Here is a 13,868-nt window from a genome sequence, read left to right on the forward strand (position 1 = left end):
TTCTCTCGTTTGATGGCGCAAATCACTTGCTACCGAAATAACAAATGAAAATCGGCAACTACAGGGGAACGAGAAACGAGGAACACGGCTTTGCGATGGTCGTGACCGTGACCATGCTGGTCTTACTCAGCATGCTCGCGATTGGAGTTCTGCAGCTCAGTATGGTGCAGATCAGAACCACGTCTGAATCCCGGAGTCTGCAAGCTGCGCGAGCCAATGCGAGACTGGCACTCTCTCTCGCCCTGGGGGAGCTGCAAGAGACAATGGGGCCTGACCAACGGGTCTCGGCTCCTTCTTCCCTTCTGGACCGTCGACCCGATACCGAGGAGGTGGAAGGGGTGGAGCATCCCCACTGGGTGAGCGTCTGGCGCACGACCCTGGAAGATGGCATGCCCGTCATCCAACGGGATGCTCAGGACGGAGGGCTGAAAGATATGCGGTCCGTCTATGGCTGGGACGCGGAGGACGACCGTCTCTCCGTTCTGGTCAGTGGGAATGAGTCGGATACAAACTATGTGCCCGAGGATCGGGAAGATGGGACAGAGATGATGACTCTGGTGGGACGGGGCACCTTGGGGGCGGACGCCCTCTCCGACGGGCTGGTGAAGGCTCCGGTCGTCCCTTTGAGCGATCCCAATCTGAAGAAGGATGCCCAGGGTTCGGATAAACCGAACGGGGCCTACGCTTGGTGGGTGGGGGATTTGGGAGCCAAGGCCAACATCGGAACGGTTGATCCCTACGAAGATCTGGCGAATCCGGTGAATCAAATGCGCCGTCTGCAATTGGCGCAGGATGCCTCCTTCTCGGGGGCGGAAAACGGGGACGAAATTTCGAACGAGGTGCGGGCCAAGCTCATCACGGACCAACAGTTGGAGCTTCTGGATGGCATGGACAATTATGAAGTCGGCCAGTATTTCCACGATTTCACCACCCAATCCCGGTCCGTGCTGGCCGATGCCCGTGAGGGGGGACTGAAGCAGGATTTGACGGCCTATTTCATCAGCCCGGGAAATATCGCCAGTTTGGACGAGTCGGACTCGGCTTACCTGGGCTTGAACGATGAGGATAATGTCATCGGCCCTCGCAACCAGATGGAAGCGGCCTTGACCTTTGATGGAGGCCAAGCCGAGCGCTTGAAAAACATTTCTCCCAAGTTCGAGCTCATGCGGGAGTGGGTCACGCGGGGAAATCGCTATAACTTGGGAGACATCGAAGTCGCCGCCGAGTCCGGGCAAACGGAAGCGAACCAAAACTTTGGCGGCCATGGTGGACACAATCACTTTCCGGTCAAGTTCCGCAATCGGACGGAGAATGATATTGCCCCAGTTTTGGTGGAAGGTTCGACCTACTACAATATCAGCACCTTCGACACCGGTCAGCAGGGCTTCAAGAAGTGGGGACTGCGGGCCCACATCTATCCCCGGGTCGCTCTGTGGAATCCCTATAACTTTCCCTTGGAGGTTCCGCCTTCGATGATCAACTTGTTCATCAATGGCGGCAAGGTGGCGGAGGTTAGCTTTGACCCTCCCCTCCAATTGGAGATTCGCACCATCCAGGGGATGCATCGCATCGATCTGGCACAGATGCGCTATCGCATGAACTGGGGAAGTTTGCAGAACGAAAACGGTGGCGATGGTTCCGGTTGGCGCCGGGGCACGATGTATTTCCGCCTGGGGGGGGTGACCATTGAGCCCGGGGAGACTGTTCTCTTTTCTCCTGCCAACAATCAGCCTTACAATGAGCACAATCTGGCGGCGAATTACCTTTCCCCCAATGTTCCTCCCGATGCGAAGCGTTCCTTTTACATGGATGAGTTTACATCCAAGGATGATCGGTTCGATGCCCTTTTCCAGTTGGAGGAGGATCCGGTTGCGAACAAGCCGCCGGGGGTCTTCTATGATAATTTCATTCCGGCCCAGCCCTACGAGTGGCGGGAGTATGTTTCGGTGAAGCCGTCTGGTGATGTGCAGGCTGCCAGATACACACAGGCCGATGATTATTATATGTATTGGAAGCCCATTGAGGGGCGTGCCCAAGGAGAAATTTCCTTGTCCGATTTCAGTAATCTGCCTCACGGTCAGTTTGTTTCCTGTGCATTCCAATATGGCGATGAAGATGAATTGCCTGTTTCTTGGAGTGATCGGAATACAGTCTTGATGCCGATTTCGGGGAACAACGGCGTGGTGGAGGTGTTGCCCGATCGGCGGACGAGGGATGGCTTCCGCCTCCGTTGGTTCGATGAACACGCGTCCAACCGCCGTTGGGGTAAGCTGGCCAATACGCCTCATTTGGAATCCGCTGCGATTGCCAACTGGAACTTGCGGGCTTCCTACTCCTTCCGCTCTCCTTACGAGAATGTGAATGATGAAGCTCCTCATTTCTTCGGGATCTACACTCGCGATCTTTTTGACGACCGGGTGAGCTGGCATTCCATGAATCCGGGCTATCGGGATGGGAAAAGTATCTCCGATCCTTTCAATCCGCCTTCTGAGAACGTGGCGCGGAGAATTCTCTTTGATGCTCCCCGTCGCCAGGCTGGAGTGCAGTCGCTCGGTGCCTTGCAGCATGTCAAATTCTCCGAACTGATTTGGCATCCGACTTATGCCTTGGGAAATTCCCTGATCGATCCCCGCATGCCGATTGACCGCACCGAGCCTCGCTTGGATTCGGTGCTGAATAGTCGCCAGGGTGGTTGGAACAAGGATTCCATCGGGCACTCCACTGACGGGCGCTCGGACAGCAACGGGGGCGGAGTCTCCAACGAAGAAAACTGGGCCCACGCGGCACGGAGAATGTTGGCCGACGCCGCTTTTGAAAATACCCTGATCTTCGACCTCAGCTACGAGTTGAACCATAGCCTCTGGGATCGCTATTTCCTCTCCACCGGGGATCGGGGGGACAAGCGGGACTTTGCCACAAGTCCGGACTTGAACCCGCTGCCCAATGGTCGCCTGCGATTGCACAAGACGAGTAAGGAGGACCCCTTGGATCATCTCTTGGACTATCACCGGGCAGCCTCCGTGCTGGTTTCGGATGGTGGCTTCAATGTCAACTCCACCAGCGTCGAGGCTTGGGAAGCCATTTTGCTTTCGACGGTCGATACCGAGCAGGGCGGTCAGGTCTCTTTCCCCCGCATTCTCAATACTCCCCTCGATGGATATGATGGAGGAGAGGCTGATAGTCAGGCGGCGTGGACCGCTACGCGGAAGCTGAGCCGCACCGAGGTGCGTCGTTTGGCTGAGGAGATTGTCTATCAGGTCAAGACCCGGGGGCCGTTCCTCTCGATGTCTGATTTCGTCAATCGCCGTTTGGTGGATGGGCCGGAAGGCTTGAAGGGCTGCCTGCAAGCGGCCATCGACCGCTCGGGGATCAATGGAGACTTCCAGGCGGTCTATCCGCTCGACAATTCCCGTTCCTTGCCGAGCTTCACCCACAGTGACCACATCAAGGAGCCGACTCGCATTGAGCAGACTCATAAGCCCGAGACGACGGCGTGGGGCGCTCTTGGTTTCCTGACCCAGGCCGACATGTTGCAAACCCTCGGGCACAATCTCTTCGTGCGTTCCGATACCTTTGTGGTGCGGGCTTATGGGGAAAGCCGGTCGGCCAGTGGCAAGGTGCAGGCCCGGGCCTGGTGCGAAGCGGTGGTGCAGCGCTCGCCCCAGCCCGTTCGGGCTGATCGCTTTGGCCTCAATCCGGAGAAGGATGACGGACTGCCGGATTTTGGCCGTCGTTTTGAGGTGCGCAGCTTCCGTTGGCTCACTCCTGAAGAAGTGTGAAGGGGCGGCGCTTGTTATTCTTGGGAGTGGGGGAAGAGCTTCGTTTGGAAGAGGCGATTCTCCCGGAACCCGGGCCGGGCGAAGTTCTGGTGGCCCTTCAGCGGGCAGCTCTTTGTGGTTCCGATTTGCACACCTTGTCGGGGCGTCGCGAGGCACCGGTTCCCTGTGTGCTCGGTCACGAGGGGGTTGGGGTGGTTGCGGCTTCCCGGCGGGAGGAGGTCAAAGAGGGTCAGCGAGTGACGTGGAGTCTGGCTGCTTCTTGCGGTGAATGTATTCCCTGCCGCAGTTGGCAGCTGCCGCAGAAGTGCCACCACTTACTGAAATATGGGCATGCCGCCGAGGACGAGCGAGGGTGGCTGGGGACCTATGCCAGTCATATCCTCTTGCGCCCGGGCACGGCTGTCTTTCCGGTGCCGGAGGGGGTGGCCGATAGTCTGGCGGCTTCGCTCAACTGTGGTTTTGCCACGGTGGTGAATGCCCTCGCGGAGGTCCCCGCAGTCTGCCAGCGGGTGGCCGTGCAAGGAGGGGGCTTTCTGGGTCTCTGTGCGGTGGCGCTTCTCCGGGCCCGTGGGGTCAAGGAGGTTTATCTCAGCGAGCCAGTGGAGAGTCGTCTCGCTCTCGGGCGGTCGCTCGGGGCGCTTCCCCTGCCGGAGACTGGTCCTCCTCCGCTTGATTTGGTGGTGGAGACGGCAGGGGTGGCTTCGGTGGTCAGGGAGGGGCTTTCCTGGCTGCGCCCGGGGGGGCATTACGTCACCACGGGCCTGGTCCATGATCATTGTCAGGTGGAGATTGATGGGCAGGTGGTGGTGAAGTCCTGTCTCCACATCCGGGGGGTGCACAACTATGCCCCGGACCACCTGCGGGAGGCTGTCGCTTGGGCGGCGCGAGAGGAGGTGGCGAAGAGTCTCGCCCCCTTATTCTCTCCGCCTTTTGCCTTGGCGGATTTTTCGGCGGCTCTCGCGGCTGCCCGAGGCGGCCAGTGGCCCCGGGTGCTCCTGAGTCCTTGATTTCCCTTCTTTCCCAAAATTACAGCCACGCTTTTTCTGGTTCGAGCTGGCCTTGACGGAAGGGCAAATGATAAGCCTGCCGAAACCTTCCCAACACTATGATTCCATTTGAAAGAAATCGGCAGCAGACCATCCCCTCCTCTTCCCTCAAAGTCGTCGGTCTGGGTGGGGCCGGGGCCAATATGCTGGACCGCGCTGCCTTGGATGGCATGGAGGGAGCCGAGCTGCTCGCCCTCAATACCGATATGCGCACCCTGGCCCAATCGGTGGCCCGCGAGAAGTTGCAGCTGGGGCCGAATCTGACCAAGGGCCTGGGAGCGGGGGGTGACCCGGAGTTGGGGAAACAAGCCATCCAAGAGGTGGAGGCCGAATTCCGCGAAGCTGTGCGCGGCCGCAAAATCGTTTTTCTTTGCGTTGGTCTGGGTGGGGGCACCGGCTCGGGGGCGGCACCGATTGTGACCCGGATCGCCCGCGAGGAGGGCGCCTTTGTGGTGGTCTTTGCCACTATGCCCTTCTCCTTTGAGGGGCAACGTCGTCGCGAACAGGCGGAAACCGCGCTCAACGAGTTGGCCGTTCTTTCCAATGCCCTAGTGACCTTCGACAATGGCCGCATGGGGGAATTGGTGCTCGCCAAGCAGGGCATCCACGAAGCCTTCACGGCGGCCGATCGGATGATTTCCGAGAGCATCAAGGCCGTGACCCGTCTCGTCATTCGTCCGGGTCTCGTCAATGTGGGGCTCGATGATCTGATGACGGCCCTGAAGACCAATCGTTCGCGCTGTCTCTTCGGCTCGGGCATTGCCAAGGGCAAGAACCGGGCCCAGTCCGCGCTCAAGAACGCGCTCTCCAGCCCTCTTCTCGACCGGGGAAGCTTGTTGGAAGATGCGGAGTCCGTGCTGGTGCATGTGAGTGGGGGACCGGACATGACCCTATACGAGGTCGAGCTTCTCATGCAGGGGCTCACCAAGCACGTGCCCGAGTCGGCTCATATCCTTTTCGGTGCTGCCATCGACGAGGGCATGGGCGAGTCCCTCAGCGTCACGGTCATCAGCGCCCTTCCGGAGAACAAGTTGACCGCCACCATGCCGAGCAAAGGCCAGGTGGAGGCCGTAGAGGGGGAGGAAGACGAGGACGAGGATGAGGTGGATCCCGGAGGAACCTTCGTTCCCGCGATCAGCTTTCAAAATGTGAATCCGGGAGAAGAGGAGAAGGCTGAAGAGGAAGAGGTAAAAAAAAATGATTTTCCGCTAGCCGGAGAAGAGGCTGCCGAGCCGGATTCGGCCGTCGCGGAGGATTCTGCGGAGGAAGAAGAATCAGCCGAGGATTCTGTTTCCGGAGAAAAGGAAGAGGACGAGCCCGTGCGGAAACAGCGGGAAGAAGAGACGGCTTCTGCTGAAAAGGCTTCCTCCGGGAGCGCGGAGGACGACAAGGAGGACGATGGGGATGAGCTGGAGGAGGAAAAGCCCGATCCGGCTACCCTCGCCAAGCCCGCGGAGAAGCCTGCCCCAAAGGACGCGACTGAGGTCGACAAGAAGTCATCCGGAAGCGAGCCGGGGGGAGGGGAGTCCTCTCCCAAGCCGGAGGCGCGCAAAGAGAAGCCAGTGGGGGAGAAGTCCGACGACGGGGAGAAAGAGGCGGAAGAGGCTGACTGGAAAGAAGCCCACAAACCGCAGGATTTGCCCGAGCGCAAGCCTGCCACTGGTAAGCCAGCTTCCAGCGGCCAGCCCGAGCTGGAACTCGACGGTGGCCCGCGCGGAAAATTCGAGGGAGAAAGCCCCAATCTGATTGATGGCGAGGATCTCGATATTCCTCCCTATCTGCGCAAGCGGGGGAAGTAGCACCCCCGGCGGGGGAGGTGACGCGCCACCACCGGGCGGTGGCGCGGAAGGCGGGTCCTAGGCGGTCAGATCCTTGATCTCACCAGCGGCGTTTTTCATCGTGGATTGAATGCCGTTTTGCAGGCCGGATTCGGATTTGTATTGTTGGCTCTGGCCAATGATTTGCCCGTTGCCAGCTTTCAAGACGAAGTAGCCCTTGCCATTGGCCGCTTCGCGAATCTCGAAGTTCTCCTCGCTGGTGCCATTTTTCTTCACGGATTCCACCCCCTTGAGGGCACTGGCTTTATCTTTGTAGGCCTGGCTTTGGAGGATGGTTTCACCATTGCCGGCTTTGAGGCGGAAGTAGTATTTCTCGCTGTTTTCGCTTTGGAAGACTTCAAACATGATTCGATGGAAGGTTGGAATGTGTATTTTCAGGGAAACGAAGAGCTCGTCCCTCGCTATCAATGAGCCTCTGCGGGGAGACAAAGTCACGTCCAATCCACCCCGGGCGGGGGAAAAATCGTGATCGTGGTCACCCGAAAGGGGGATGCCCTCGAGGGGTTTGGCTCTTTGCTTGGGGAGGATGGTCATTTATGAAAAGGCTGTGATGGAGAAGAACAAGAGCGGATGGCTGGTCGCAGTGATGCTGATGGCGCTGGCGGGGGCAGCTGGTGCGCGGGAGTGGCTGGTGCGGGGGGCTCCCGGGCCAGTGGAGGCCGATTTCGAGGGCTCGGCGAACGGATTTGTCCTGTTGCGGGGCGAGGATGGGGTGGCGGTGGAAGTGGCTTTGCCGGATTTGAGTGTCTTTGATCGCCGGTATGTTTCTCTGCTCATGCCGCCAGGCGAGGGGCTGGCGGGCCCTCTTAACCAGCCGGGAAAACCTCTGACCCGGGCCAAGGACTACGAGGTGAAAGAACAGAAGCCGAGTCCCCGCCAGGTGATCGAGCCGGAGCCAGGCACGGTGGTGAGTTTTCCGGGCGAGGAAGATGCCTTGCCGGAGAGCTATCTCCATTTCACCGCTTCCGATGGCTGGGCGCTCTTTCCGGACTTGAAGCCTTCGATTGTGGCCAAGCGCTATCTCGAACGTCTGGTGGTGAACCATGAACCTGCGGTGGTGGATAAAAACATCCGCCTTGTGGCCTACGGCACGGGGACGGTGGTCATTCCCCACGGCCCCGACTATCAGGCGCTGACTCTTTTTTCCGACCAGGGCCTGAAGGGAGAACGGGCGGGCTTTGTCTGCTACCAAAACTATGGCAGTGAGGCGATTGGGGCCTTGGCCGGGACGGCTTCCTCATTCGTGCTGAAACGGGGCTACACTGCGACTCTGGCCGAGAATGAGGACGGCACGGGGGTGAGCCGGAACTACGTGGCGCAGGACGCTGATGTGGTCATTGAGGAACTGCCCGCAGGCTTGCAGGACTCGGTGCGCTTCATCCGGGTCTTTCCCTGGCGCTGGACGGCGAAGAAGGGTATTGCGGGCGGCATCACCGGCAATCTCGACGTAGGTTGGTTTTACGACTGGAATATCGGGGCCCGCTCCTCACTGGATGTCGAATACGTGGCCATCAAGCAGAAGAGATACTGGCCGGGGATGAACCAGAATTGGAAGGACAAGGGCATCAATCATCTCTTGGGATACAATGAACCGGATCGCCCTGATCAGGCCAATATGAGTGTGGAGGATGCCATCCGGGGATGGCCCGAGTTGCTGGGGACCGGCTTGCGATTGGGCTCTCCCTCCACTTCCGATGGCGGTCTGAACTGGCTTTACCAATTCATGGATCGCGCGGAGAAAGAGGGTCTGCGGGTCGATTTTGTCGCCGTTCATTACTATCGCGCCATCCCGAATCCTGGCGACGAACGGGCTGCGGCCGATCAATTTTATGGTTTTCTGAAGAGAATCCATGATCGGGTGCAGCGCCCCTTGTGGGTCACGGAATGGAATAATGGGGCGAACTGGACCAATGCGCCTGATCCGGATGCGGAAGAGCAGCGCAAGGCTATTGAGGCCATGATTGAAATGCTGGATGAGACCCCCTTCGTGGAACGCTATGCACCTTTCAATTGGGTGGAGGATTGCCGGCGCTTGGTGTGGGACGACGGCTCCCTGACACCGGCCGGGGTCAGCTATCGCGACCATCGCTCCCCGATTTTTTATCAACAGCCACGCTCTCAAGAAGATTGATGACAGGGGGCGGGAAGGGCGCTCCCCGGGTCCGCGCTTGTTCTGGAGATAAATTTGTGGCCGAATGGCACGATGGCAGAAGGCGGCAAGGGGGCGGAGAGTCCTCGGGAAGAGTATCTCAGGCTCCTGCGGGAGGTCTTTGGTTTTAGCGGGCTGCGCTCCGGTCAAGAGGAGGTCATCGAGGCGCTCTTGGCCGGTCGCTCGTCCTTGGCCATTTTTCCCACGGGGGGAGGGAAGAGTCTTTGCTACCAGCTGCCAGCTCTCTGTTGGGAGGGGCTCACCGTGGTGGTTTCTCCTCTGATGGCTTTGATGCGGGAGCAGGTGGAGGTCTTGCAGAGCCGGGGAGTGGCGGCCGAGCGGCTGGATAGCTCGCTGGACGCCGAGGGCGTGCGAGAGGTCTACCGCAAGCTGCGGGCGGGAGAGATCACCCTCCTCTATGTGGCGCCGGAGCGGTTTGCCAACGAGAGGTTCCGCGCTGCTCTGGGGCAAGTGACTATCGAGCTGCTCGCGGTGGACGAGGCCCACTGCATCTCGGAATGGGGCCACAACTTCCGCCCGGATTATCTCAAGCTAGCGGAGGCTGCCCGCCAATTTGGCATCAAGCGCTGCCTTGCCCTCACCGCCACCGCAACGCCCGCAGTGGCTGCGGATATTGCCCGGGCTTTCCAGATTGCGGAGGAGGATAGGGTGCAGACCGGCTTTCGGCGTGAGAATCTGGCGCTGCACGTGACCCCTTGCGCGCCTGCCACGCGGGACCGCTTGCTGGTGGAAAAGGTGGGCGAGGTGGCCGGAGCCCTCATAGTTTATGTCACTCTGCAGCAGACGGCGGAGACCGTGGCCGGGCTCTTGCAGCGGGCCGGTCATTCCGCCCGGGCCTATCATGCCGGGATGCGGGCGGAGGCGCGTGAGGAGGTGCAGAGTGGCTTCATGAATGATGAGGTGCGTATTGTGGTGGCGACCATCGCCTTTGGCATGGGCATCGACAAAGGCAATATCCGGGGCGTTGTTCACTACAATCTCCCCAAGACTTTGGAGAATTATGTCCAGGAAGTGGGACGGGCCGGGCGAGACGGGGAGGAGTCCCACTGCGAGGTATTGGCTTGTCTCGACGACCTCACGGTGCTTGAGAATTTCATCTATGGCGACACCCCTGATCCGCAGGCCATCAAGAGTGTCTTGGAGCATGTCTTGTTGGTGGGGAGGGACTTTGACCTCAGCCTCTACGAACTCTCCCGCAGCTGCGACGTCAAGCCGGTGGTGATGGAGACCTTGCTAGCTTATCTGGAGCTGCAGGGGTGGATTGAGTCACGGGGTTCTTTTTTCGCCGAGCGCGCGGTCCGCTTCACCCGGGGGGAGAGGGAGGCCTTGGCCGGACACACTCCGGAGCGGCAGGCGTATCTACAAAGGCTCTTTGCGGCAGGCCGTCCCGGGCGCAGCTGGCTTTCTTTCTCCCTAGAGGAAACGGCGGAAAAGCTGGGCGAGCAGGTGGAAAAAGTCCGAAAAACCTTCGATTGGCTCGAAGCTCATGGCGACATCGTGGTGAAGCCATCGAAGGTGCGGAAATCCTTCCGCCGCTTGCGGGCGGCCGATGCCACCGAGGTGCGCGGTCTCGCCGCCATGATGGGTGAGGTCTTCTTGCAGCGGGAAGAACGCGATGTCGAGCGCTTGGACCGGGTGGTGGACTTCTTGGCCGAGCCCCATTGCCTGACCGTGCGTTTGCTCGCCTACTTCGGGGAAGAAGGGGTCGGGCGCTGTGGCAAGTGCAGCGCTTGCCGGGGGCTGCAGAAGCCTCTGCCCGAGCGAGTCAACCGGGAGTTGGGGCTGGAAGAACTGGAGGTCATTCAGGCTGTCAAAGGGGAACGGCAGCCGGCCTTGCGCTCGCCGAGACAGCTGGCCCGCTTTTTCTGTGGCCTTGTCAGTCCGGCCAGTGCGGGAGCCCGGCTCAAGGGGCACCGGGCCTTTGCTCTCTTTGAGGCCGTTCCTTTTCTTGAGGTCTTGGCGGCGGTGGAAGTGCTCGAGGGCCGCCGCTGAGGCGATGAAAAAAGAGAAAATCCCCTCCCTGGTCTTTCGAAATTTGTGGGAAATTTAATAGCACAGAACGCTGGTCATTCTCGACAAACTTCTATAGATTTCAGTTTCCCCTTTCTCCAAAAGGGCAAAGGGGAGGAAAATCGGCAACATCAAGCAACGCGTCAATGAGTGCACAACAGAAGAACGGGGAGAATCACAAGGAGGGAGAAGCGCCAACAAATAACGGTCAAGCCCTTCCGGAGGCAGCCCCCCATGGCGATCCGCAAGTCGCACAAATCCGCCAGCTCATCTTTGGTGAGCAGATGGTGGGCTATGAAGATCGCTTTAGCAAACTGGAGCAAAAGCTGAACGATGAGATCGATCAAATGCGGGCCGCCGTTGACAAAAGTTTGAGCGAGCTTCGGGAAGCGATGCAAAAGCGCTCCGATGAGGTGGAGGCCGCCTCCGTTCCCCGCAGCCAAATCGCGGAATCTCTCGAGCAACTGGCCCGCACCTTGCGCGGCTGAGATTTGTGCCGGGAAACCGGCTGCCCCGCAGAAGCATCTTTTTTGTGATCTGTTAGAGCAGGGGGTTTCCTTTTGATGGCGATGAATGACTCCCACCGGCCCCCTCACCTGGCGACCTCCGAATCCGAGGAGGATTGGGGGGGAGTGCGGCCCGGGGCGGGGGAAGGGGACCCGCCTTCGGGGGAGACCTGGCAGGCTTTGCGCTCTTTGTTGCTCGGGAAGGAAATCACCGAGCTGGAGGCCTTGCGGCAGAAATTGGCGCAGACTCAATCACCGGAATGGCTGGCTCAAAATTTGGCCGAGGCCTTGCGTCGACGCAAAGAGGAGAAAGCGTCTTTTGACGAGTTGGTGGCGGCCCTGCAAGCAGGCACCGAGTCGGCCATCCAGCGCTCGGTCAACCTCGACAAAGAGCCTCTCACCAAGGCTCTCTTCCCCATCATGGGTCCGGCTATCCGGAGCTACGTGCTCGATTTGTTCCGGGGCATGGCGGAGGAGTTGAATCGATCAATTCAGAATGCGACCTCTGCCGAGCGCTTGAAGTGGCGGGTGCAGGCCAAGATGGCAGGCAAGCCCTATTCCGAGTTTGTCCTGCTCAAGACCCGCAGTTTCCGCATTGAGGAAGTTTACCTCATGCAGCGCGATACCGGGCTTCTTCTCTTGCACGCGGCCCTCAATCCCGCCAACGAGGTCGATGGGGAAGCGGATGTGGTCTCGGGCATGTTCACGGCCATCCGCAGTTTCGTCAAAGATTCCTTCGCCCGGGGGAGGACCTCCGAAGACGGGGACGACGAGGAGTTGGGCAGCTTCACTTTTGGCGACCGAGAGGTCCTGATTGAGGTGGGGCCCTCCTTGGTTCTGGCGGCGGTGGTGCATGGGGTGCCGAGTCGTGAAGCCCGCGAAAAGCTGAAGGAGATTCACGAACATTTGCACGGAGAGCTGCAGCCGCTGTTGGAAAATTTCTCTGGAGATACCTCGGAGCTGGAAAGAGCGCGGCCTGTCTTGCGCACTGCTCTCATTGAGCGCCGGGTGGAAAAGGGACAGGAAAAGGGGGGACGCGGCCTTTGGCGGGTCTGGCTTTTTCTTGCCCTGGTGGCAGCCTTCGCCCTTGCCGTCATTGCGGTCAATCTCTGGGAACAGCGTCGCTGGGATCACTACGAGAGTTCCTTGCGGGCGGAACCCGGACTGGCAGTGACGGCGGTGGAGCGAACCGGCTGGTGGCGGCAGCGTCTGGTGCGGGGGGTGCGCGACCCTCTCGCGGCCGACCCGGCGGCCTTGGCGGAAAAAGAGGGGCTGAACCTGACCCGCATCCGCTTCGATTTTGATTCCTTCACCTCGGCAGAAGAGCCCTTTGTCACTCGCAGGGAGGCCACTCTGCAGGAATGGCGTCGCGATTGGCAGGCAGATTTGGCGGAGCTGAAACGGGAATTGGCTTCCAGCCAGGAGGCGCAAGAGGAAGCCCGGCGCCTGAGCGAAAGGAAAAGCAAAGCCCTGCTGGAGAGCTTGTGGCAGGATATTCCCGCCTTGGAAAGCCGCTTGACAGAGGGGACGCTCTTTCTTGCCGGAGACCTGACGGCGGCCGAACTGGCGCTGGTGGAACGGCGAATCATCCCCCTGCAGGAAGGGTGGACGATCGATACCACGGGACTGGGCAATCGCACCCAGGTGCGTATGGATGAGCTGGTGGACCAGATTGAGGGCTCCACCATTCGTTATGTGGGAGGGACTTTGGAGAATGAGGACGTTCGCCATTTTGAGGCCAAGCTGGCTCAGATTGTCGAACTCAGTGAGTTGATGGCCGCCGGGCTGCAGGAACTAACCATTCAGCTGACCGCTCATCCCCTCATCGGGGAGAATCGGGAGCCCAATCGCCTGGTGGAAGAGAAGCGCTTGCAGCATGTGGAGGCGCGACTCCGGGAGGAAGGGTGGAACCACGGCGAAGTGGAGGCCAGCTTGAGTGAAGATCTGTCGCAGGCGGGTGAGGGGATTAGCGTGCGAATCGAGAAGCGAAATGATTAAGAAAAAGATTTGTCTGATAGGAGGCTTTGCGGTGGGGAAGACGAGTCTTGTCCAGCAATACGTGAAGGGGCTGTTTTCCGAAGATTACCTCACTACGGTGGGGGTGAAGATTGATCAGCGGCAGGAGGAAATTCAAGGACAGCAAGTCCTGCTCATGATCTGGGATTTGGCCGGACGGGACCAGTTCGCGGCGGTCAAGAAGTCCTATCTGCGGGGAGCGGATGGCTTTCTTTTCGTTGCCGACGGCACCCGGCGGGAAACCCTCGAGGCGGTGGCGGAGGAGTTGAGCGAGATTTCTCAGGATTTCCCCCAGGCAAAAGCGCGTCTGCTGGTCAACAAATGTGACTTGCGCAGCGAGTGGGAGGTCAGCGAGGATGATCTGCGCCCCTTTGTCGAGCTTGGTCTGACGGTGGACTACACCAGTGCCAAAGCTCGCACGGGGGTGAGTGAGGCGTTCCATGCCTTGGCCGCCTCCTTGATCCAAAAAGGCGGAGGTGACCGCGACGATTGAACTTTATGGC

Annotated in this window: 9 protein-coding genes; 8 read left to right on the forward strand and 1 reads right to left on the reverse strand. The window is 59.5% G+C overall.

The genetic code is table 11. From position 1 onward, the window contains the following. Window positions 1-44: 44 nt before the first annotated feature. The 3 genes from JIN78_RS03490 to JIN78_RS03500 all read left to right on the forward strand — a co-directional run bounded on the left by JIN78_RS03490 (window position 45) and on the right by JIN78_RS03500 (window position 6,624). Window positions 45-3,779 (forward strand): hypothetical protein, encoded by a 3,735-nt coding sequence (locus JIN78_RS03490; RefSeq protein WP_200390545.1) that lies wholly within the window; start codon window positions 45-47, stop codon window positions 3,777-3,779. Between the two features lie 11 nt (window positions 3,780-3,790). Beyond that, entirely contained in the window at window positions 3,791-4,786 is a 996-nt protein-coding gene (locus JIN78_RS03495; protein WP_200390546.1) for an alcohol dehydrogenase catalytic domain-containing protein, read from the forward strand. A gap of 98 nt (window positions 4,787-4,884) precedes the next feature. Next, window positions 4,885-6,624, forward strand: a complete 1,740-nt coding sequence (locus JIN78_RS03500) for a hypothetical protein (protein ID WP_200390547.1) — start codon at window positions 4,885-4,887, stop codon at window positions 6,622-6,624. A gap of 57 nt (window positions 6,625-6,681) precedes the next feature. On the opposite strand, the gene JIN78_RS03505 is transcribed toward JIN78_RS03500, so the two are convergent. After that, the gene (locus tag JIN78_RS03505) at window positions 6,682-7,008 is read right to left on the reverse strand and encodes a YegP family protein (RefSeq protein WP_200390548.1); all 327 of its coding nucleotides are present in this window, start codon (window positions 7,006-7,008) and stop codon (window positions 6,682-6,684) included. A 181-nt stretch (window positions 7,009-7,189) separates the two neighbouring features. Here JIN78_RS03505 and JIN78_RS03510 point away from each other — a divergent pair, with 181 nt between their 5' ends. The 5 genes from JIN78_RS03510 to JIN78_RS03530 all read left to right on the forward strand — a co-directional run bounded on the left by JIN78_RS03510 (window position 7,190) and on the right by JIN78_RS03530 (window position 13,858). Continuing rightward, the gene (locus JIN78_RS03510; RefSeq protein WP_200390549.1) at window positions 7,190-8,794 is read left to right on the forward strand and encodes a glycosyl hydrolase; all 1,605 of its coding nucleotides are present in this window, start codon (window positions 7,190-7,192) and stop codon (window positions 8,792-8,794) included. 72 nt (window positions 8,795-8,866) lie between these two features. After that, the gene (locus tag JIN78_RS03515; protein WP_200390550.1) at window positions 8,867-10,825 is read left to right on the forward strand and encodes a RecQ family ATP-dependent DNA helicase; all 1,959 of its coding nucleotides are present in this window, start codon (window positions 8,867-8,869) and stop codon (window positions 10,823-10,825) included. Between the two features lie 164 nt (window positions 10,826-10,989). Next, complete coding sequence (locus JIN78_RS03520; RefSeq protein WP_200390551.1) at window positions 10,990-11,331, forward strand: hypothetical protein; 342 nt, start codon at window positions 10,990-10,992, stop codon at window positions 11,329-11,331. Between the two features lie 81 nt (window positions 11,332-11,412). After that, the gene (locus JIN78_RS03525; protein WP_200390552.1) at window positions 11,413-13,347 is read left to right on the forward strand and encodes a hypothetical protein; all 1,935 of its coding nucleotides are present in this window, start codon (window positions 11,413-11,415) and stop codon (window positions 13,345-13,347) included. Next, window positions 13,340-13,858 carry a Rab family GTPase gene (locus JIN78_RS03530; protein WP_200390553.1) on the forward strand — a complete coding sequence of 173 codons (519 nt, stop codon included), beginning with the start codon at window positions 13,340-13,342 and terminating at the stop codon, window positions 13,856-13,858. The genes JIN78_RS03525 and JIN78_RS03530 overlap by 8 nt, the downstream gene beginning before the upstream one ends. The last annotated feature ends 10 nt before the right edge of the window (window positions 13,859-13,868 follow it).

Source organism: Roseibacillus ishigakijimensis (assembly GCF_016595415.1).
Lineage (GTDB): Bacteria > Verrucomicrobiota > Verrucomicrobiia > Verrucomicrobiales > Akkermansiaceae > Roseibacillus > Roseibacillus ishigakijimensis.